Source organism: Streptomyces chiangmaiensis (genome assembly GCF_036281785.1).
Taxonomy (GTDB): Bacteria; Actinomycetota; Actinomycetes; order Streptomycetales; family Streptomycetaceae; genus Streptomyces; species Streptomyces chiangmaiensis.
On the sequence record NZ_JAYWVC010000542.1, the window covers coordinates 1 to 1,574 of the forward strand.

The window sequence follows — 1,574 nt, forward strand, 5'->3', positions numbered from 1 at the left end:
AGCTTGGCGTTTATGCTGCCTGCCGCTTTGAGGCGGACTTCGCAGTGTCCGTTTTGCTTTGTTTTCCGACGGGGTGTTCGCGGGCTCGGTGCTTGTTCTTCGAGCCCGCCGGCCGACCGGGGCCTGCTGTGCCGGGTTTCGGCGCGCCGGCTGGTTGAGACGTCTTCCCGTGGAGGCGGCGAAATCCTCGGCGGACGCGGGCGGGGCTGAGGCGGCCGGGTCGGGCAGATCGTTCCCAGGGCCTTGGGAGGTCTTCCGCCAGGGGCCGGGCGAGGCGGAGTTGGGTGTGGGCGGCGATGACCAGCCAGGTCCAGCGGTCCGCCGCCTCGGGGGTGCGGAGCTTCGGGCGGGTCCAGCCGAGCGTCTGCTTGATCATCCTGAAGGTGTGTTCAAGATCGAATCTTCGTAGGAACGCCTGCCAGAGCCGGTCGACATCGGCGGCCGTCGCGCTGATGCGTGACCACCACAGCCATACCGGCTTGGGATCGCGGTCCCCGGGCAGATGGTCGACCCGCAGACGGACCACCGTTCCCTCGATGGCCGGCAGGTCGCCCTCGGGATAGTCGGCCCAGGCCGAACGCCGACTGAGCAGGGGATGCAGCCGGTCCCAGGATGCGGCAACAGCCTTGCCATAGCGGGTTGTTGAGGTCTGTGTGGTGATTGCGGGCTCGGGCCAGGTCGCCGCATCGGCGAACTTGAACTCCGCCCCCCGCTTGGGCTTGCGTCCGACCTTGCCCGGCGGTTGCGGCGGAGGCGGGAAGTACAGGACCCGGTCCGAGCGCATCCGGCCCAGCAGCTCCACTGGCAGGTCGGCCAGCAGGAAGGCCAGGCGGGTGACGTCGTAGCCTGCGTCGAGGACGATGAGGATCGGCAGGTCCCCCTCCCGCCAGTGCCCGGCCGCGCGCAGGCGCTCGACCACCTCGCGCAGTTGCGTGGCGGTCACGGCGGTCTCGTCGTCGCCCGGCCCGAGCCGGACCGCGTCCAGCAGCGCGGTCCAGGAGGTGCGGCCTACCTCCAGGGCGGCGACGATGGAGTACGGCCAGCCCGGGATCATCTGCGCCGAGCCCTTGCCCCGCCCGTAGGTGTGGCAGAACAGCCGCTCCGGGCTGGTGGCCGCGTCCGGCCGCAGCCAGTTGCTGACGTCGCAGGCCAGCACGATCCGTCCGTCGGCCGCGCGCGGCAGCGGCAGGCCGGCCAGCGTCCTGCGCAGCCGCGCCACCTCCAGCCGGCCATGGTTCAAGGCGCCGTACAGTGTGCCGTGCCCGCGCCGGTGCTCGGGCGCCAGCGACAGCTCGACCAGCGTCTTGACCGGACCCTCCGTGCACAGCAGGGCGTCCATCAACTCGAACAGTGCGTCGCTACGCCTGCCCAGACAGCCGTAGAGGTCCTGCCTGAACCCGGACAACACGCCCAACGGGTCGACGCAGTCGACCTCATCCAGCACACTCATCTTCACGGCCGTTCTGTGACACTTCGAAGCTCGACACTCCGAAGGGTCACGGGCGGCCGTGCCTGCTGTCCGGCAAATGGCGAACCCCGGCAAGAAATGATCTCGCCGAGGTTAAACGCCAAGC

Annotated in this window: 1 protein-coding gene; it reads right to left on the bottom strand. The window is 69.6% G+C overall.

Annotated elements, in window-relative coordinates; all coding sequences use genetic code 11:
• Window positions 1–10 precede the first annotated feature (10 nt).
• Complete coding sequence (locus VXC91_RS45375) at window positions 11–1,450, bottom strand: NF041680 family putative transposase (RefSeq protein ID WP_329513173.1); 1,440 nt, start codon at window positions 1,448–1,450, stop codon at window positions 11–13.
• Between the last annotated feature and the right edge of the window lie 124 nt (window positions 1,451–1,574).

Excerpts from the sequence above, each read along its gene's own strand:
- VXC91_RS45375 (WP_329513173.1), bottom strand. The coding sequence starts at position 1,450 with ATGAGTGTGCTGGATGAGGTCGACTGCGTCGACCCGTTGGGCGTGTTG.